General features: G+C 74.5%; 7 protein-coding genes. All 7 read right to left on the bottom strand.

Features of this window, described 5'->3' with window-relative positions:
* Positions 1-59: 59 nt before the first annotated feature.
* From ACIQM0_RS11390 to ACIQM0_RS11360, 7 genes are read right to left on the bottom strand one after another with little or no spacing between them, the layout of a single operon-like run.
* Positions 60-2,090, bottom strand: coding sequence for a beta-ketoacyl synthase N-terminal-like domain-containing protein (locus ACIQM0_RS11390; RefSeq protein ID WP_401285762.1), 2,031 nt, complete (start codon positions 2,088-2,090; stop codon positions 60-62).
* Complete coding sequence (locus ACIQM0_RS11385) at positions 2,087-5,380, bottom strand: amino acid adenylation domain-containing protein (RefSeq protein ID WP_401285761.1); 3,294 nt, start codon at positions 5,378-5,380, stop codon at positions 2,087-2,089. Before ACIQM0_RS11385 ends, ACIQM0_RS11390 begins: the two co-directional genes overlap by 4 nt.
* A 5-nt stretch (positions 5,381-5,385) precedes the next feature.
* The gene (locus tag ACIQM0_RS11380; protein ID WP_401285760.1) at positions 5,386-9,381 is read right to left on the bottom strand and encodes an amino acid adenylation domain-containing protein; all 3,996 of its coding nucleotides are present in this window, start codon (positions 9,379-9,381) and stop codon (positions 5,386-5,388) included.
* On the bottom strand, positions 9,378-14,075 hold the full coding sequence (locus tag ACIQM0_RS11375; protein WP_401285759.1) for an amino acid adenylation domain-containing protein: 4,698 nt from the start codon (positions 14,073-14,075) through the stop codon (positions 9,378-9,380). Before ACIQM0_RS11375 ends, ACIQM0_RS11380 begins: the two co-directional genes overlap by 4 nt.
* Positions 14,075-15,127 (bottom strand): MupA/Atu3671 family FMN-dependent luciferase-like monooxygenase, encoded by a 1,053-nt coding sequence (locus tag ACIQM0_RS11370; protein WP_401285758.1) that lies wholly within the window; start codon positions 15,125-15,127, stop codon positions 14,075-14,077. Before ACIQM0_RS11370 ends, ACIQM0_RS11375 begins: the two co-directional genes overlap by 1 nt.
* Entirely contained in the window at positions 15,112-18,636 is a 3,525-nt protein-coding gene (locus tag ACIQM0_RS11365; RefSeq protein ID WP_401285757.1) for an amino acid adenylation domain-containing protein, read from the bottom strand. Before ACIQM0_RS11365 ends, ACIQM0_RS11370 begins: the two co-directional genes overlap by 16 nt.
* Positions 18,620-19,966: an MFS transporter gene (locus tag ACIQM0_RS11360; protein WP_401285756.1), complete on the bottom strand. Its 1,347-nt coding sequence runs from the start codon at positions 19,964-19,966 to the stop codon at positions 18,620-18,622. Before ACIQM0_RS11360 ends, ACIQM0_RS11365 begins: the two co-directional genes overlap by 17 nt.
* Positions 19,967-20,099 lie beyond the last annotated feature (133 nt).

The following is a 20,099-nucleotide window of genomic DNA, read 5'->3' as shown; positions in this document are numbered from 1 at the left end:
AGGGCTTGGGCCCCGACCCCCTTCCGGGTCGGGGCCCAAGCCCTGTGCGACGCGGTCACTCACTCCGCCTCGAACTCCGCGAGCAGGGCGTCGAGGGAGTCGTCACCGTCCCGGACCGCGATGATCTGCCGGGCCATCTCGTGCAGCGTCAGCTGTTCCAGGAACAGCGTGATGGGGACGTCGAGGTTGAAGTCGTCCCGCAGGCAGCCGACCAGGTGGACGGCGGTCAGGGAGTCGCCGCCGGCCGCGAAGTACGTCATCTCCGGGTCGTCGGCGTCCGTCAGGCCCAGGGCCTCGGCGAGCAGCGCCCGGATGTCCTGCTCCAGGTCCGCGGAGCGGCCCTCCTGCTCCGGCTGCGCCTCGTCCCGCGTGACCGGGAAGAGGCGGTACGCGCCGTGGCCCGTCCCCGCGAAGGGATAGGACGGCAGCGCGGTCCGCCGGCCACCGTCCGCCGGCAGCACGGACTCACCCGCCAGCCAGGCCTCGCCCAGTGGGTCGGGCCCACCGTGGCTCACCGCACCGCCCGACCCCAGTCCGGCGAGCAGCTCCGCCGCCTCCGCGCGGTCCCCGGCGCGCACGTAGCCGCGCACGGCCATCGGGGCGCGGCCCACGCGCAGCGTGTACGCGGCGTCGGCGAGGGACGGGGCGTCCGGCGCCCGCAGCGCCGCGGCCAGCCGGCCGGCCAGCGCGTCGAGATCGTCCCTGGTACGGGCGGACAGCAGCAGCACCTCAGGGCCGTCCGGCGCCCCGGCAGCGTCGCGCGGGGGAGCCTGCTCCAGGGCCACGTGCACGTTCGTGCCGCCGATGCCGACCGAGCTCACGCCGGCCCGCCGGGGACCGAGTTCGGGCTCCGGCCAGGCGGCCGCCCGCTCGATCAGGTGGAACGGCGATTCGTCGAAGCCCAGTTCGGGGTGCGGGCGGCCGGCGCCGGCGTTCGGCACCAGCGTGGCGTGCTCCAGCATGAGCACCGACTTGATCAGCGCGGCCACGCCCGCCGCCGCGTCCAGGTGGCCGATGTTCGACTTCACCGAGCCGATCCCGATCCGCCCGGTACCGAGCGCCCCCTTGAAGGCGGCGCTCGCCGCCGCCGCCTCGATGCGGTCACCGAGTGCGGTGGCCGTGCCGTGCGCCTCCAGGTACTGGGCGTCGGCCGGGTCGAGACCGGCCGCGGCCCAGGCCTCCACGATCGCGGCGGTCTGCTGGTCGACGCCGGGCGCGGTGAACCCGACCTTGGTGGCGCCGTCGTTGGTGACGGCACTGCCCCGGATGACCGCCCTGACCGGGTCGTTGTCGGCGAGCGCGTCGGACAGCCGGCGCAGCACGACCACCCCCACCCCGTTGCCGGGCACGGTGCCGCCGGCCCGCTCGTCGAACGGCCGGCAGCGCCCGTCCGGGGAGAAGATGCCGCCCTGGTGGTGGACGTAGCCCCGTTTGTGCACCGTGTCCACGGCGACACCGCCGGCCAGCGCGGTGTCGCACTCGCCGAGCAGCAGCGACTGCACCGCGAGGTGCACCGCCGTCAGCGAGGTCGAGCAGGCCGTCTGCACCGTCAGGCTCGGCCCCTCCAGGCCCAGCCGGTAGGAGACCCACGGGGCCAGGAACTCGCGGTCGGTGAGGATGCGCACCTGGAGCGCCCCGATGGACGCGGCGAGCTTCGGGTCGGTCTGCGCCGCGAGCATGTGCTCGGTGGAGCCGCCGCCGACGTACACGCCGGTGCGCGCGGACCCGCCCAGCGGGTTGCGGCCCGCGTCCTCCAGCGCGGACCAGGCCGTCTCCAGGAGCAGCCGGTGCTGGGGGTCGAGGGCCGCCGCCTCGGTGCGGTTGAAGCCGAACAGCTCCGCGTCGAAGCGGTCCGCGTCCGCGAGATGGCCCTTGGCCGGTATGTAGTCGCGGTTGCGGACCTCCTGCGGGTCGGCGCCGTCGGCGATCAGCTCCTCCTCGGTGAAGTCGGTCACCGAGCAGAGCCCGCCGAGCAGGTTGCGCCAGTAGGTGTCAAGGTCGGGGGCGCCGGGGAAACGGCCGCTCATTCCGACGACCGCGATCGCGGAGTCGGCTGCGAGGGGCTCGGCGGCGCTTGCGTTCTCGGTCATCGTGTGGAGCCTTTCCGGTAGCTGAGCCGTCGGGCGGCGGCGGTGCGTCGTGCGTGCCGGTCACCGCCGCGGGCGGCGGCCGATTCGGGGGTGGGACCGGTGCCGGGGGCCCCGGCGGCGGGCCCGGGGACCGAGCGGTCGAGGTGGGCGGCGAGGGAGGTGACGGTGGGGTGGCGGAACAGGTCGACGAGGCTGAGTTCGCCGTATGTCCCCAGCTCGCGCAGGGCGGACAGGACGCTGAGCAGCCGGATCGAATTGCCGCCCAGATCGAAGAAGTGATCGGTCACGGCGACCCGTTCGAGGTTGAGGACCCGGGCCCACAGACCGGCCACCAGCTGCTCGGTCGCGGTGCCCGCGACGGTGGCAGAGCCGTCCGGCCGGCACCGCACGGTGACGGGTTCCGGGAGCCGGGCCCGGTCGAGCTTGCCGTTGCTGCTGACCGGCATCTCGTCCAGCCGCACGAACACCTCGGGCACCATCGACCCCGGCAGCCGCCGGGCGAGGTGGGCGCGCAGCTCCGCGTCAGGGGCCGCTTCCCCGTCCCGGCCGACCACGTACGCCACGAGCCGCTGCTCCGTGCCCGTGCCCCGCACCGTGGCCGCCGCCAGCGCGACACCCGGCGCCCCGGCCAACAGGGTCTCGATCTCGCCCAGTTCGATGCGCACGCCGCGCAGCTTGACCTGGAGGTCGGTGCGTCCGAGGTAGTGGATGAGGCCGTGCGCGTCGATCCGGCCGAGGTCGCCGGTGCGGTACATCCGGGTGCCGGGTGCGCCGTGCGGGTCGGCGACGAACCGTTCCGCGGTCAGGGCCGGCCGCCCGATGTAGCCCCGCCCCAGTGAGGCACCGGCCACGTAGATCTCACCGGCTACCCCGGCGGGGACCGGCCGCAGGCGTTCGTCGAGGACGTAGACACGGGCCCCGGGCACGGCGCCGCCGAGCGCCACCGGCTCGCCGGGGGTGAGGTCCCCGGTGGTCGCGTAGACGGTCACCTCGCTGGGGCCGTACGCGTTCACGATCCGCCGGCCGGGCGCGCTGAGCCGTCCGACCAGCTCGGCGGGGCACGCCTCGCCGCCGACCGCGACCGTCCGCAGGTCGGGCAGTTGCCCGGTGAGGTCGGGCAGCAGCATCGCGGCGGACGGCGGCAGGAACACATAGGTGATGCGGGAGTCCCGCAGCCGCTCCAGCAGCGCTTCGCCGATCCGCTCGTCCTCCCGCGGGATGTGCAGCTCCGCTCCCGCCACCCAGGGGAAGAACAGGTCGGAGACGGCGACGTCGAAGCCGAACGAGACGAACTGCAGCACCCGGTCGTCGGCGTTCACCGGGAAGGAGTGCCGGACCGCCCGGGTGAGATTGACCAGCGCCCGGTGCTCGACGGCGACGCCCTTGGGGGCGCCGGTGGAGCCCGAGGTGAACAGGACGTAGGCGAGGTCCCCGGGCATCGGCGCGGCGGCCGGGGCGGGCGCGGGCATGACGGGGTCCGTGACGGCCGGGCGGTCGACCCGGATGCACGGCACCTCCAGACCCGCCCCCTTCTCCGCGGTGTCCCGGGCGGTCAGCAGGAGACCCGTGCCCGAACTCTCCAGCATGTGGCGGAGCCTGGCCTCCGGGTGTGCGTGGTCCAGTGGTACGTAGGCGCCGCCCGCGCGCAGGACGGCGAGGGCCGCGATGCCCTGGTCGGCCGAGCGGGGCAGGAGCAGGCCGACCCGGAAGCCGGGCCGCACCCCGGCCGCGCGCAGCCGGGCGGCCAGCGCGTCCGCCCGGCCGAGCAGTTCGGCGTAGCTCAGACGGAGGCTGCCGCACACCAGGGCCGTGGCGTCGGGGTGTTCGGCCGCCCGGTCGGCGATCAGGTCGGGCACCAGGCGGTCCAGCGGCGCGGCCTCGGCGAGGCGGTCGGCGCCGTCGACGGTCCGGCGGCGCTCGTCGGCCCCCACCAGCTCCACGGTGGACAGCGGCGCGGACGGGTCCGCGAGGAGCCCGGCCAGCAGGGTGCGGAAGTTGTCCGTCCAGCGGCGGACCGTCGCGGCCTCGAACAGGTCGCTGCGGTAGATGAACTGGGCGGCGAGCAGATCGTCCCACCGCTCCACGAACAGGTGGAAGTCGAACTTGGCGGTGTCCAGCGTCAGGGCGAGCCGCTCGGTCGTGGCACCGGCCAGCCGCAGACCGGGCGCGGCCTCGTCCTCGTAGCTGAGCGCCACCTGCACCACCGGGTCGTGACTGGTCTCACGGACCGGGGCGAGGGTGTCGACCACCGCCTCGAACGGTGCGTCCTGGTGCGGCCGGGCCGCCAGCAGGGAGGCCCGCACGCGGCGGGTGAGCTCGTCGAGCGACGGATCGCCGGACACGTCCACGCGCAGCGCCAGGGTGTTGGTCAGCATCCCGACCATCTCCTGGAGTTCGGGCCGCTCGCGCCCCGACGCCGGGTAGCCGACGACCAGGTCCTCGCCGCCCGAGAGACGGGAGAGGAACGCGGTGTACACCGCGAACATCGTCATGAACGGGGTGGCGCCCTGGGCCGAGGCGACCTCCGCCAGCCGTTCCCTGATCTCGGTGCCGAGCAGGAAGCGTTCGGTGCCGCCCGCGGCCGTGCGGACCGGCGGGCGCGGGCGGTCCAGCGGCAGTTCCACGGCGGTGGGCGCGCCGCGCAGGCGGTCGACCCAGTGCTCCACCGACGCCTCGAACGCGCCGTCGGCGGTGCGCTCCCGCTGCCAGGCCGCGTAGTCGGGGAACTGGAGCGGGAGTTCGGCCGGCCGGTACGCCGAGCCCCGGGTCTCGTGCCCGTATCCCTCGGACAGCCCGTCCAGCATCAGGCCGAGCGACCAGCCGTCGCAGACCAGGTGATGGGCGACGAGGAGCACCCGGTGACTGCCGTCGTCCACCGCGTACACGGCGCAGCGCAGCAGCGGCCCCGCCGCGGTGTCGAAGGGGCGGGCGGCCTCGGCACGGATCAGGGCGTCCACGCGGTCCGCGGGCACGCCCCGGTGAATGGACGGCCGTACCCGCCCGACGGCCGAGACGCGCTGCGCCGGGGTGCCGTCCTCGGCGGTCCGGAAGACCGTCCGCAGCGCCTCGTGGCGGGCGACGAGCGCGTCGAGCGCCCGGCCGAACGCGTAGGTGTCGAAGGGCCCGTGCACGGCGAAGGCGACCGGCACGTTGTACTGGGCGGTGCCCGGATTCAGCTGGTCGAGGACCAGCAGACGGCTCTGGGCATCGGAGGCGGGGAACTCGTACTCCTCGTTCCCGCCGCCCTCCCCGGCGTAGAGGTCGATGAGATCGACGGTGTCGACGGTCATGGGTTTCAGTCCCTTCGGAGGGCGGATTCGAGGACCGCGGCGATCTTCGCCGCCGGGCCCTGGTCGAGGACGTCGCTGTGGCCGCAGTCCAGTTCGTGGACGTCGAGCGAGGCGGCCACGCGCCGCCAGGCGCCGGTCTTCTCGGCCGTGGTCGGCCAGGCGTCGTGGGTAGCGGAGAAGAGGGTGATCCCGCCCCCGTAGCCGGACGGCCGCCACTTTCGTACGAGTGCGCTGTGGTGCGCGCCGATGTCGACCATGGTGTGCAGACGGGCCTCGGAGAGGCCGTCGAAGGCGCCCTCCTGGCTGGTGGAGAACACCGTGGTGCGGTCCAGCGGCCCGTCCGGAACCGGCACGCCGGGCGCGTGGGAGTGGAGCAGGATGCGCAGCATCTCGTCCTCGACGGCGGCGGGGTCCAGCGGGGTGTCGAGGATCCCGTCCGGCATCGGCATGGCGTCCACCACGGCGAGCATCCGCACCTCCTCGCCGGCCCGGCGCAGCCGTACCGCCAGCTCGTGGGCGAGGGCACCGCCGAAGGACCGGCCGAGGAGCAGATAGGGCCCCCGCGGCTGGAGTTCACGGACGCGCGGCAGATACAGGTCCGCCATCTCGCCCATGGACGCCGGGAGCCGGTCCACGCCGGTGAGCAGTGCCGGGCTCTGGAGGGCGTGTACGGGACGGGCCGGATCGAGGTGCGGCAGCAGGTTCACGTACGACCAGCCGAGGCCGAGCCCCGGGTGCACGCAGATGAGCGGGGTGAGGTCCCCGCCGGCCCGCAGGGTGAGCACGGGCGCCAGGCTGGTGTGCTGCGGATCGGCTGTCGCTGTCGCTGTCGCTGTCGCTGTCGCGGGGCGGTTGCGGGCGGGACGCAGCGCGATGCGCGGCGCCGGGTCCTTCCCGGACGCCGGCGCGTCGAGCCGGGCGGCGAGAGCGGCCGGAGTGGGAGCGTCGAACAGGGCCGAGAGCGGGATCCGGACGCCGAGCACCGTCTCGATCTTCGACTTCAGGCGCAGCGCGGTCAGCGAATGGCCGCCCGCCAGGAAGAAGTCGGTGTCGGGCCCGACGGCGGGGATGCCCAGCACTGTGCCGAACAGGGCGCACAGTTCGCGCTCGCGCGGGGTGCGCGGAGTCCGGTGGACCGCCGGTTCACCGGTGGGACCGGGGTCGGGGAGCGCGGCCCGGTCGACCTTCCCGTGGCGGGTGAGCGGCACCTCCTCGATACGGGCCCACAGGGACGGCACCAGGTGCGCGGGCAGTTGCTCCGCGGCGTGCGCCCGCGCCCGGTCGAGCGTGCGCCGCCACCGCTCCGCCTCGTCCGGGAGCGCACCGGAACCGTCCCCCGCGCCCCTCGCCGGCACCAGCCAGGCGGCCAGCAGCTTGCCGCCGGCCGCGTCCGGCCGGGCGCCGGCCACGGCCCGCGCCACGCCGGGGCAGCCGGCCAGCACGGTCTCGACCTCGGCGGGCTCCACGCGGAATCCGCGCACCTTGACCTGGTCGTCGGCCCGGCCCGCGAACTCCAGGGCGCCGTCGGGCAGTCGGCGCACCAGGTCCCCGGTGCGGTACATACGGCTGCCCGGCGGCCCGTAGGGATCGGCGACGAACCGCTCCGAGGTGGACACCGGCCGCCCGAGGTAGCCCAGCGCGAGCCCGGTGCCGCCGATGTACAGCTCGCCGGTGGCGCCCGCCGGGACGGGACGCAGCCGGTCGTCCAGGACATGGGCGCGGGTGTTGTCCAGGGGGCGCCCGATGGGGACGCCGCCCGGGTGGGCCGCCGACTCCTCCGTGGCGGTGTGCGCGGTGGCGAACACCGTCGTCTCGGTGGGCCCGTACCCGTTGACGACGACCGTCCCCGGGCAGTGCTCGTGGAGGCGGCGCACGGTGCCGGGCGCCAGGACGTCGCCGCCGGACCACACCTCGCGGAGCCCGGAGAGCGCGTCGGGCGCGATCTCCACGACGGTGCGCAGCAGTTCGGGGGTGAGCATGAGCGCGGTGACCCCCCGGTCGGGGACCACCCGCTTGAGCAGGTCGGGGGTGATCGCCTCCGCGGGGGCGACGACCACGGTCCCGCCGTTCAGGAGCGGGACCCACACCTCGTACGTCGAGGCGTCGAACGTGTACGGGTTGTGCAGCAGCACCCGGCGGTGGGCGCCGCCCGCGAAGCGGCCGTCGGCGGCGAGTTCGGTGATCGCCCGCTGCGGGACGACCACTCCCTTGGGCTCTCCGGTGGAGCCGGAGGTGTAGAGCACGCACGCGGCGGCCCCGGGATGGACGGTGACCCCGTCGAAGGGCGCGGGGCCGGACTCCTCGGTGACGTCGAGTACCGCGGTACCGGCGGGCAGCCGGGTCGCGGCGGAGCGTTCTCGCGCGGTGACGACGAGGACGGGGGCCGCCGCGGCCAGCAACTGGGCCAGCCGCTCCGGCGGATGCGCCGGGTCGAGGGGGAGCCAGCAGGCGCCCGCCTTCAGGACCGCGAGCTGGGCGACGACCATGGACGCGGAGCGGGGCAGCAGCAGGCCCACGGTCCGCCCCGGCGCCACACCGGCCCGGACGAGCCGGCCCGCCAGTTCGTCGGACGCGGCGTCAAGCCGGGCGTAGCTGAGGATCTCGCCGTCCGCGTCGACGGCCGGCGCGTCCGGGGTAAGGGCCGCCTGGGCGGCGAACCGCCCGGTCACGGTGGCGGGCGCGGCGGGCGCCCTGGCCGGTCCGTCGGCCAGGGCCAGCAGCGCGTGCCGCTCCGCGACGGGCAGCGCGTCGACGTCGTCCACGGGCGTCCGCGGAGAACGGGCCAGCTGCTCCAGTACGTGGGCCAGGCGCCCGGTGACCGCGGCCGCCGAGATGCCCCGCCGGCAGCTCACCGAGAGCAGCAGCCTGTCCTCGGCGACCGCCGCGATCGTGACCGGGTAGTGCGTCGCGTCCGTCACCTTCGCCAGGCGCACCGCGTCGGGGGCGTCCTCGCTCCCGTCGGTCCGGGGGAAGTTCTCGAAGGCGATGATCGAATCGAAGAGCTCACCGACCCCCACGGCGCGCTGCACCTCGGCGGCGCGGGCGTGGTGGTGGGCCAGCAGCCGGGACTGCTCGTCCTGGATCCTGCGCAGCAGCTCGTCCACCCGCTCGCCGTCCCGCAGCCGGACCCGTACCGGCAGGGTGTTGATGAACAGGCCCACCATGGACTCGACGCCGGGCAGGTCGTGCGGGCGCCCCGAGACGACCGCGCCGAACACCAGGTCGCGGGAGCCGGTCAGTCTGGCCAGCACCAGCGCCCAGGAGACCTGTACGAGGGTGTTGAGGGTGACGCCCGCGTCGGCGGCCCGCCGGACCAGCATCGCGGTGAGATCCGTGGTCAGCCATACCTGGGAACGGTCGGGTGCCGTGTCCGGTCCGGTGGGGGCCAGCAGCGCGGGCCGTTCCAGGCCCGCCAGTGCCTCGGCCCACGCGGCCTCTGCCTTGTTCCGGTCCTGACCGCCCAGCCACACCAGATAGTCCCGGTAGGGCGCGGCGGGCGGCAGCGGCCGCCCTGCCACGAGGGCCGCGAGATCCCGCTCGACGACCGGCATCGACCAGCCGTCCAGGAGGATGTGGTGGAAGGACACGATCAGTTCGCCGCCGGTGTCGTTCCGCAGGAACGTGGCACGCACCAGCGGCGGGCGGGCCAGGTCGAAGCGGAGTGCCGCGTCCTCGCGCAGCGCCTCCTCGGTCCGTACGTTCACCTCCTCCGGGGCGAGGCCCGTCAGGTCCACGTCGGCCCACGGCACCGTGACCGCCTTCGGCACGACCTGGACCGGCCGGTCCAGGCGCTCGTGCCGGAAGCAGGAGCGCAGGTTGGGATGCCGGTCCAGGAGTGCGGTGACCGCGGCCCGTACCGTCTCCTGCGCGGTTCCCGGGCCGGTCCGGAACCGGGCCTGCACCAGATAGGGGTCGGGTCCCCCGGTCTCCCGGGCCGCGTGGAAGAGCAGGCCCTCCTGGAGCGGGGAGAGTGGCAGTACGTCCGCGATGCGCGCGTTCATCGTCGATCCCCTTCCTCTTCGTCGTGCGCGGCGTCGAAGCCGTCGAGGTCACCGAAGTCCATGTCCTGCGCGAGCAGTTCGAGCTGGTCCCCGGTGAGGTCGACGAGCGGGAAGTCGGACGGGGTGTGGACGGCTCCGCCGTCCGGCCCGCAGTGGTCGGCGAGGATGCCGAGCGCCTCGGACCACGCCCCGGCCAGCGCTCCTACCTCGTCCCGCGTGAACACCCCCGACGGGTACGAGAAGCTCGCCTCCACCAGGAGCTCGCCGTTCTCCTCGCGGGCCAGCACGTCCACCTCCAGGCTGTGTGCGAGCGGCACGGCGTCCGGCCCGAGGTCGAGCAGCCGCCCGCCCGCCGCGTCGGTCGCGGTGAACCGGCCCAGATAGTTGAAGCGCACATCGGGCGCGGGCAGCGCGGCGAGTGCCGGGCCGGTCTCCGGGTGGAGATGGCGCAGCAGCCCCCAGCCGAGCCCGCCCGAAGGCACCGCCCGCAACTGCTCCTTGACGGACTTCAGGGCCTCGCCCGGCCGGCCGCCCGGCTCCACCGAGGCGGCGCCGAGGTCCAGCCGGACCGGGAACTGCGTGGTGAACCAGCCGACGGTGCCCGACACATCGACCTCGGTGGAGATCACCTCGCGCCCATGGCCCTCCAGATGGACGAGCAGAGCGGATCCCGTTCCCCGCCGCTGGACGGCCGCCGCGGTCAGCGCGGTCAGCATCACCGCGTCGGGACGGCAGTTGAAGTCGGCCGGCAGGGTCACGAGGACGCTCCGGGAGAGCTCGGGGCCCAGCTCGAAGGTGAGCGTCTCGCGGCGCCCGCCCGGCTCCCGGTCGCCGGTGAGCCGTGCCGCACCGTCCGCCAGTTGCCTTTCCCACCAGGGGAGTTCACCGGTGCGCAGCGCGGCCTCCCGGGACAGCAGCCGGGACCACCGGGTGAACGACGCGGTCCTCGCGGGCGCCGCCCCGTCCCCGGAGCGCCGGTCGAGCGCCGCGGCGAGTTCCTGGCCGAGCACCCGCCAGGAGAACCCGTCGACGGCCAGGTGGTGCACGGTCAGGACCAGGGCCCCGGGACGGCCGGGCCCGGGGTCCAGCCACACCGCCCGGACCATCTCGCCGTCCTCGGGCCGCAGGGTGGCGGTGCGTGCCAGCTCCGTCGCCCGGGAGTGCAGATCGGTGTCCGCCGCGACGGCCAGCCGGACGGCTCGCGCACCGGCCGGCGCGCCCTCGGCGGGCACCTCCAGCTCCCAGCCCGCGTCGCCGTCGCGCACCAGCCGCATCCGCAGCGCGGCGTGCCGCTCGGTCAGGGCGGCGACAGCCTCCTCGACGGCGTCGAGTCCGGTGCCGGGTGCCAGCGGGAACAGCATGGACTGGGTGAACGCCGAGGTGTCCACGGCCTGTTCGCGCCACCAGTGCATCACCGGGGTGAGGGGCAGCCGTCCCGTTCCGGTGTCCGCCTCCGCCGGGGTGTCGGCGTCGGGCGTCCGCGCCAGCACGGCCAGCCGGGCGGGGGTGCGTACGGTGAACACGTCGTGCGGCGAGAGCAGCAGACCGGCCGCCCGCGCCCGTGCGGCGAACTGGATCGCCATGATGCTGTCACCGCCGAGACGGAAGAAGTCGTCGTCTGCACCGGCCTGTTCGAGATCCAGCAGCTCGGCGAAGAGCCCGCACAGGATCTCCTCGCGCGCCGACCCCGGGAGCCGGACGGTGTCCCCGGTCCGCCCCGCCGGCGCCGGGAGGGCGTCCCGGTCGAGCTTTCCGTGCGACGAGAGCGGCAGCGCGTCCAGAGTGACCACGGCCGCCGGGACCATTGCCGCGGGCAGGCGCTCGGCGGCGTGCAGGAGCAGCGCGTCCGCGTCGCTCTCCGCTCCCCGGGCGGGAACCACGTACGCGACGAGCTGCGCGGTGCCCCGGTCGTGCCGTACGACGGCCACCGCCTGTTCCACGGACGGGTGTTCCACCAGGGCGGCGGCGATCTCGCCCGGCTCGATCCGCAGCCCGCGCAGCTTCACCTGCTCGTCGCCGCGCCCGAGGTAGTACGTGAGGCCGCCGTCGTCCCGGTGGACGAGGTCGCCGGTGCGGTACATGCGGCTGCCTGGCGGACCGTAGGGGTCGGCGACGAACCGTTCTGCGGTGAGCGCGGCACGCCCCAGATAGCCGCGGGCGAGCGCGTCACCCGCCAGGTAGAGCTCGCCGCCCGTCCCGGCCGGCACCGGCCGCAGCCGCTCGTCCAGGACGTACGCCGTGGTGCCCGCCACCGGTGTGCCGATGGGCGGCACCGTTCCGTCGGCGTCCAGCGGCCCGGAGACCGTGGCGACGACGGTGGATTCGGTGGGCCCGTAGGCGTTGTGGAAGCGCCGTCCCCCGACGGCCCAGCGGGCCACCAGGTCCGGCGGGCAGGCCTCCGCGCCGACGACGAGCGCGCGCAGCCCCGGGTGCGGTCCGGCCGGCACGGTCGCGAGCACGGACGGCGGGACGAACGCGCAGGAGATCCGCCGCTCCTCCAGCACCCTCCCGAGGTCAGCGCCCACGAGCGGTCCGGGGGGCGGCAGCACCAGGGTGCCGCCCGAGCCGAAGGCCAGGCACAGTTCGCCGACGGAGATGTCGAAGGAGGGCGGCCCGAGCTGGAGCACCCGGCTGCCGGCGTCCAGTGCGACGCCGTCCACCAGGCTCCGGGTGAGCGCGGCCACCCCGGCGTGGGTGACCAGCACGCCCTTGGGCGTGCCGGTGGAGCCGGACGTGTGGATGACATGGGCGACGTCTTGGGGCGCCGGGCCGCCGGGCGGCAGCGGTGCCCCGGCCCAGGCGTCCTCGTCGAGGACCAGCGTCGGTAGGTCCGTCCCCAGGGACGCGGCGCCCGGTTCGGTGATCAGGAGGACGGGCGCGGCCTCGGCGAGGACCCGGCGGACGCGCCCGGCCGGGTGGGCGGGGTCGAGCGGCAGATACGCGGCGCCGGTGCGCTGCACGGCCAGCGCCGCCACCGGCCAGTCGCTGCCGCGGGCGAGGGCGAGCGCCACGATCCGCCCGGGGCCGGCGCCGAGGCGCACCAGCCGGCCGGCCAGCCGGGCGACCCGGTCGTCCAGCTGGGCGTAGCTCAGGGTGTGCCCCGCGGACTCGACGGCCGGCGCGTCCGGCGTGCGGGCCGCCTGCCGGGTCACCAGACCGGGCAGCGAGAGGGGGGCGGGGGCGGCGGCCCCGGCGGAGCCGGCCAGCAGTTCACCGCGCATGGCCGCGGGGACCAGGTCGATGTCCCCGACGAGCGCCGTGGGGTCGGCGGTGATCTGCCGCAGCAGCTCGACGTAGCACTGCGTCCAGCGGGCCACCGTCGCCGGGCTGAAGACGTCGGTGCGCAGACCGAAGCTGCCCTCCATGCCGTCGCCGCTGTCCTTCACCACACCGACGAGGTCGTGCTCGCCTCCGGTGTGGATGCGCTCGGGCTCCGCGAACTCCTTCATCACGGTGACGCTGGGCTGCTGCGTCAGGTGCATGAACACCCACTGGTAGAGCGGGGCCCGGCCCGCGCTGCGCTCGGGCGCGGCCGCCGACACGATCCGGCCGACGGGCACGTCCGCGTTGGCCATCAGATCCGGGAAGTCGACGGCGAACCCGGCGAGCACATCCGCGAACGACCGGTCGGGGCGCACCTGCCAGCGGGTCGGCACGGCGTTCATGACGTACCCGATGACCTGGTCGAGGCCCTTGGCCGCACGGTTGGCGATCGGGGTACCGATCACCAGGTCGTCGGCGCCGCTGACCCGGTGCGCCAGGACGGCGAAGGCGGCCATGAGGACGACGTAGACGGAGGCGCCGCGCTCCCGGGCCAGGGCCCGTACGGCGGCGGTGGTCGCCGCGTCGATGTGGAAGGGGACGTTCGCGATGCCGTCGCCCTCGGTGGTGGTGCCGGTGCCGGCACCGGGCACGGTCAGCGGACCGGGCGGGTCGGCGAGGTAGCGGCGCCAGAAGTCGAGCCGGTTCCCGAAGACCCCGGCCTCCACCAGTTCGCTCTGCCAGGACGAGAAGTCGGCGTACTGGACCTCGGGCCGGGTGAGGGGCGGCTCCAGACCGTCGCGCAGGGCGCCGTACGCCTGGGCGAACTCGTTCTGCAGCACATCGAACGACCACCAGTCGCTGATGGTGTGGTGCAGGCTGAGCATCAGGGTGGAGCGCTGTCCGCCGACCCGGACGAACCGGGCCCGGATCAGCTTGTCCCGGCCCAGGTCGAAGGGGCGGTTGCGGAAGGCCTCGAAGGCCTCGTCGATTGTCCCGCCGGTGCCCCGCAGATCCTCGTGCTCCAGGGCGAAGGCCCCGTCGTCGGGGAACTCGACGTGCAGCTCGCCCGACGGGTCCGTCACGATCCGGGTCCGCAGGATGTCGTGGTGACGCTGGATCAGTGTCAGCGCCGCCTCCAGGTGCGCCGGGTCGACGGGCCGCTCGAAGTGGTAGGCGGCGCACAGGTTGAGGGCCGGGGTGCCGGGATACAGCGAGTCGTACACCCACAGGTCGTGCTGCGCGGGGCTGAGCGGCACCCGGCGGGCCGGGTCGCGCGGCGGTATGACGGCGGGTATCTCACGGGCCCGCCCCGCCTCCAGGAGGCGGCGCATCAGCCGGACCCGCTGTTCGCGGCCGAGCGCGCCGAACCGGTCGGCCATGGAGGGGGATGCGGCGCCCGGAACGGGGCGCGAGACGGTGGGGGCGCTCATCACAGGTTCTCTTTCAGTTCGGCCAGCCGGTGCAGCCCGGCCAGTACGTCGTCCCGTCCGATACCGAAGTCGATGAAGCAGGCGACCTCGTCGACGCCCAGCTCGGCCAGATCGGCGAGCATCTTGGCGCAGTGGCCGGGGGAGCCGAGCAGACTGCCCCAGCTCAGATAGCGCTCGAAGGCGAAGTCGGCCATCATCGCGGTCTGTTCCTCGGTGAGCTGTGCGGTCGTGGGGTCCGCGGACCGGTTGGCCGCCGTCTGGCGGACGTACGAGGCGAGATAGGTCTTGAGCGGGGCGCCCGCCATCCGGCGGACCTCCGCGTCGTCGGCGCCGACGTAGGTGTGGGCCATGAGCGTGACCCGGCCGTGTGCGTCGGTGCCCCGCTGGTCGGGGGCCGCGGCACAGGCGGCGCGGTAGCGGGCGATCTTCTCGGCCAGCTCCTCCCTGCTCTGCCCGACCGTCGCGCCGAGCACTCCGGCGCGCAGCCCGCCGGCCGCCTCCCAGGTCTCCGGGTTGCCGGACGTGGTGACCCACAGCGGCAGGGTGTCCTGCACGGGACGGGGCTGGGGTGTCACGGAGACCGGAGTGCCGGTGCCGTCGGGGTACTCGGCGGACTCGCCCGCCCACAGCGCCCGCAGCCGGGGAATGGTCTCCAGGGCGGTCCGCCGCCGGTCCGCGTACTGCTCGGGGGCCAGCGTGAAGTCCTTGGAGTGCCAGCCGGTGGCGACGGAGAGGCCGACCCGCCCGTGCGAGAGGTTGTCCACGACGGCCCAGTCCTCCACCACCCGCAGCGGGTGGTGGAGCGGCAGGACGACGCTGCCCGCCCGGATCCCGATCCGCTCGGTGGCGACGGCGAGCGCCGCGCTGAGCACCGGAGGGCTGGGGAAGACCTGCCCCACCTGCTGGAAGTGGCGTTCGGGGGTCCAGACGGCGTGGAACCCGAGCCGGTCGGCCGTACGGGCCACGGCGAGGATGTCCTCGTACGTCTCGGTGTGCCGGGCCTCGCCGGCGGTGGTGCTGTCCGCACCGAAGAACATCACACTGAGGTCCACTGCCGCTCCTCCTGCTTCCTGCTGGGCTGGGTCTGGGTCGGTGTCTCGGGGCGCCGGGGCACCCGGGGGCGGCGCGGGATGGGGGCCGGGGCGACCGGTCCGGGCAGGGCGGACGCCCGTTCCAGCTCGGCCGCGAAGGCGGCGACCGTGGGCGCGGCGAACAGCTGGGCCACGGTCACCGGCCGGCCGGCGCCGAGCCGGGCGACGACGCGTACCGCGCGCAGGGAGTTGCCGCCGAGGGCGAAGAAGTCGTCGTGCGGGCCGGCGCTCGGCACGCCGAGGACCTCGCACCACACGGTGGCGATCTCCCGCTCCAGCGCGGTCATCGGGCGTTCCGCGCTGCCTCCCTGCCGGGCCGGTGCCGTGATCCGGTCGCCGTGGCCGGCCTGTCGGGGCGGGGCTGTGAGCCCCAGCCGCGACAGCGGCGTGCCGGGAGCGGCCGCGGCCGCCTCCAGGGCCTGCGGGAGTGCGCGTGCGAGCCACTGGACGAAGTCGGCCTCCAGGGCCTCCCCGCGGTACTCGAAGGTCAGGGTCAGCCCGTCCGGTGCACCGTCCGCCGTGGTGGAGTCCGTGACGTCCACCAGGAGTTCGAACCGGGCGGCGCCGGTGCGCACGACCTCGACGCCGTGTTCGGCACCGGGCAGGGTGACCTCGGCCCGTGCGTTGTTCTGGAGCGCGAGGACCACGTCGGTGAAGGGCTGACGGCCCGGGGAGCGCGGTGGGTTGAGGGCCCCGACCACGTCCTCGAACGGCACGTCCTGATGGCCGAACGCGGCCAGGTCCGTCTCCCGCACCCGGGCGAGCAGCTCCGCGGCCGTGGGGTCGCCGGACAGATCGGTGCGCAGCACCAGCATGTTGACGAAGAATCCGACGACGTCCTCTACGCTGCCGTCCCCGGCCCGGCCGGCCACCGGCGCGCCGACCGCCAGGTCCTCGTCCGCACCGGCCCGCACGAGCACCGTGGCCAGCGCGGCGTGCAGCGCCATGAAGAGGGTGGCGCCCCGGGCGCGGGCCGACTCGACGACCCTGGCGTGGGCCGCCGCGTCCAGCCGGCACACCACGGTCCCGGCGGCCGGGCCGGGTACGGCGGGCCGCCCGGCGCGACGGGGCAGCAGCGGACCGCCGGCCGGCAGTCCGTCCAGCTCCTTGCGCCAGTACGTGAGCTGGCGGGCGGCGAGCGCGTGCGGATCGGACGGCGAGCCGAGCCGGTTGAGCTGGTGACGGGCGTGCTCCCCGTACGGGACGGCGAGCGGCGGGAGTCCGGCGTCGGCGCCCGCGGCCCCTGCCGCGTAGGCGCGGGACAGATCGCGGAAGAGCGGCCGCAGGGACCACCCGTCACCGGCGATGTGATGGACCAGCACCAGGAGCGCGTGCTCGTCCGGCCGCTCCCGGGTGGTGAACAGGGTTGCGCGCAGAGGGAGTTCGGTGCGCAGGTCGAAGCGGTGGCGGGCCTCCCGTGCGATCTCCCGGTCCACCGAGTCCCCGGCGACGCGCAGGTGACGCAGGGGCGGCCGCGCGGCCGCCCCGCTCAGCACCCGTCGTACGGGGGCGCCGTCGGCCTCCTCGAAGACGGTCCGGAGTACTTCGTGCCGGTCGGCGACCCCGGCCAGGGCGTCACCCAGCGCGGCCGCGTCGACCGCACCCCGCAGCCGCACCAGCATCGGCAGGTTGTACGCGGCCCCGGCCCCGGTCCGGTCCAGGAACCACAGCCGGTGCTGCGCGTGCGAGACCGGAAGCGCACCGGACGCGGTACCGGGGCAGGGAGCGGCGACGGGTGCCGGGGGAGCGGTGTCGACGAACGGGGCGAGCAGCGCCGGGGTGGGCGCCTCGAAGAGCCCGCGGATGTCGATCTCGGCACCGAGCACGGTACGGATCCGTCCCAGCAGCCGTGCGGCGAGCAGGGAGTGGCCGCCGAGCGAGAAGAAGTCGTCGTCCGGGCCGACCGCCTCCGCGCGGAGCACCTGGGCGAAGAGGCCGCACAGCGCGGCCACGGTCCCGCTCGCCGCCGCCCGGCCGGCCGGTGCCGCAGAGGCCCCGGGCTCCGGCAGCGCGGCCCGGTCCAGCTTCCCGCTGGGGGTCAGCGGCAGCGCGTCCAGCGGGACGAAGACCGCCGGCACCAGGTAGTCGGCCAGCACGCTGCTCGCGTACGCCCGCAACTCCGTTTCCCGGAAGCCCTGCCGGACACCGCCGTGCGGCACCACGTACGCGGTCAGCTGGCGGTCGCCCGCAGGGTGTTCATGGGCGACGACGGCCGCCCGGTCGATGCCGGGATGCCTGGCCAGTACGCTCTCGACCTCACCCGGCTCCACCCTGAAGCCCCGGATCTTCACCTGACTGTCGGCCCGCCCCAGGTATTCGAGGACTCCGTCCGCGCGGCGCCGTCCCAGGTCACCGGTGCGGTAGACGCGCTCACCGGACGGGGCGGCGACGAAGCGCTCCGCGGTCAGCGCGGGCCGCCCCCGGTACTCACGGGCGACGCCCGCCCCGGCGGCGTAGATCTCTCCGATCCCGCCGTCCGGGACCGGACGCATCTCCTCGTCGAGGACGAACAGCCGCTTGCCGGCCAGCGGACGGCCGATCGGCACCGGTCCGGCGCCGAGTCCGGCGAGGTCCACCGGGTGGACGGTCAGGAAGACCATGCACTCGACGGGTCCGTATCCGTTGCTCAGCCGCAGGTCCGGGCTGTGTTCCAGGGCGCGGGCCGCGTGAGGTGCGGACAGTGCCTCGCCGCCCACCACGAGTTCCCGCAGCCCGTCCAGTACGTGCGGGTACTCGTCGACGACGACGTTGAAGAGGGACGCGGAGAGGTACATGGACGTGATGCCGTGCTCGGCGACGAGCCGTGCCATCAGGAAGGGTTCGGGCCGCCGGCCCGGGTGCAGGACGCAGGTCCCGCCGTTCATGAGCGGCCCCCACAGTTCCAGGGCGAACGCGTCCCAGGACAGCGGCGCGCACTGGAGCCAGACGGCGCCGGGGCCGAAGGACGCGAAGTCCTGTCCGGTGAGGGTGGACGTGAGCGCGTGGTGCGACGCGGCGATGCCCTTCGGCCGCCCGGTCGATCCGGAGGTGAACATCACGCACGCGATGTCGTCCGGCCGGACCGGGACGGTGCCGCGCGGCAGCGGCCGCTCCCCCGGGGCGTCCTCGATGTGCAGGTGTGTCACGCCGAGCCCCTCGGGCGCCGTGCCCCGGGCCGACACGACCACGGCCGTTCCCGCGTCCTCGGCCATCGCGCGCAGCCGTGCGGCGGGGAAGCCGGGGTCGAGCATCACATAGCCTGCCCCCGCCTTGAGGATGCCGAGCACCGCCACGACGAGCGCGGCGGAGCGCTCCAGGTACACCCCGACCGTGTCACCGGAACGGATGCCCCGAGCGACCAGCAGAGCGGCCAGCCGGTCGGCCCGTACGTCGAGTTCGGCGTAGTCGATCCGCTCGTCGCCGTCGATCAGCGCGGTCGCGCCGGGCGCCAGCGTCACCTGCTCCTCGAACAGTTCATGCGCGCACCTCATCGCGTTCACCTCCCTGGTGTTCGCTCTGCCCGGCCGGCTCGCCGGGGGCGTCGAGATCGGGCAGCAGGGTGTCGATGTCCCTGATCGAACGGCTGGCGAGCCCCCAGATGGCGACCGCGGTCCCGCCGATGCCGGCCAGGAACAACATGGCCGCCATACCGCTGCCCGGTGAGTCGCCGACGAGGGGCCCGAGCACGGTGAAGAGGCCGGAGCCCTGGGCGGCCTGCGGTTCGAAGACGTGGTCGGCGAGCGGTCCGGAGACCGCCATGGCCACGGGTACGGAGATCTGCGACAGGAACATCACCGCGCCGAAGACCCGGCCCTGCCATTCGTGGGGGACCTTGGTCTGCACGATCGTCTGCATCGAGGCGTTGACGAGGGTCATGAGCAGCGCGCCGACCAGGATGGCCAGGCACCAGCCGGTCACACCGCCCACCAGGCCCATCACCACCAGGCCGGAGAGGCACATGCCGACCACGCCGAGCATCATGCCCCGGCCCCGGTTCGCGGGGCCGCCCCAGGCGGCCATCAGCAGGGCGCCGGCCACTCCGCCGACCCCGACCGAGGTGTTGACGGCGGCGAGTGCGCCGTTCCCGGCCCGGAGCAGCACCATCGGCGAGATGAGGGCGAAGCCGAAGACCATGACCAGGTTGACGACACAGAAGTTGATGATCAGGTCGCGGAGACTGGGCACCCGGAACAGATAGCGCAGTCCCTCGACGGAGTCGGCGGTGATCCGCCGCCGCGGTGCGCCGGGCTTCTGCGCCACCCGGTCGCCGGCGAAGCGCACGATGCGGACGCCGACGAGGGCGAACGCGTAGCTCGCCACGTCGACCAGGAGGGTCGGGCCGATGCCGAAGAGCGCGAGCAGGAGACCGCCCAGCGCCGGGCCGCCGATTCCGGCGGCGCTCTTCGCACCCGCCAACAGGCCGTTGGTGCGGTCGAGCTGGTCCTTGCGGACCAGCAGGGGAACGGCCGACGACAGGGCCGGGAACTGGAAGGCGGCACAGACACCGAGCAGCACGGCGGCCGGATAGACCTGCCAGGCCTGGAACGCGCCGAGGTAGTGGGACAGGGCCAGCGAACCCACGACGAGGAGCCCGCCGGCGTCGGCTATCTGCAGCGCGGCGCGCTTGGATATCCGGTCGACGATTGCGCCCGCAATGGGACTGAATACGGCCTGCGGCAGCATGGCGCACAGCGAGAGAACGGTGACGGCGGTCGCCCGCTCACCGGACGACCACACCTCGACGATGAAGGCGAACCGGACCGCCGCGCTGCCCGCCAGGGATACCGCCTGACCCGACCAGACGAGGAGAAAGGGGCCCATTCCTGAGAAACGGCCGGGAATGTCCTTTGATGTCCGGGCGCCCATCAGGATTCGGGTCCGTCGTGTACCGGCTTCCGGCACCTCGTGCCGCCGCCGTCGAATGGTTTGGTTACCACGCCTCAATCTCCCGGAT

It is taken from the genome of Streptomyces sp. NPDC091387 (genome assembly GCF_044756945.1).
In the GTDB taxonomy this organism is placed as follows: domain Bacteria; phylum Actinomycetota; class Actinomycetes; order Streptomycetales; family Streptomycetaceae; genus Streptomyces.
Note: the sequence above shows the minus strand (reverse complement) of the source record. Positions and strands in the feature narration are given on the sequence as shown.